This window comes from Seonamhaeicola marinus (assembly GCF_008085455.1).
Genome location: NZ_VSDQ01000258.1, coordinates 1 through 305 on the forward strand (window position 1 = coordinate 1; position 305 = coordinate 305).

General features: G+C 43.9%; 1 protein-coding gene. It reads right to left on the bottom strand.

Features of this window, described 5'->3' with window-relative positions; genetic code table 11:
• A partial coding sequence (locus tag FUA24_RS03835) for an ammonia-forming cytochrome c nitrite reductase subunit c552 (protein ID WP_148540141.1) occupies positions 1-305 on the bottom strand: 305 nt, incomplete at both ends.

Sequence of the window (305 nt, forward strand, 5' to 3'; positions counted from 1 at the left end):
AATACCAATTTCGTTCATTAAACGCGGTACATCGGGGGATTTACACGTCCAACATGTAGCAGGCATTGGGCCATCGCCTTCGCCTTTAGGGCCGCCAGTTCTTAATGTATTGTGTATATCTTCAACTGCATATTGGTGCCCGCGCCCTTGGTTATAATCTTTTGAAAACCCATAACCAGCCCAAAGTACAGCTAAACGGGTATCTTCTTCAAGCATATCGCGCATTGCGTTTCCACCTTGGTATGTTGCAAAATCGGTTTGTTCTGTTTGTAAAAACGATTGGTACTCTGCAGGGAAATTTTTAC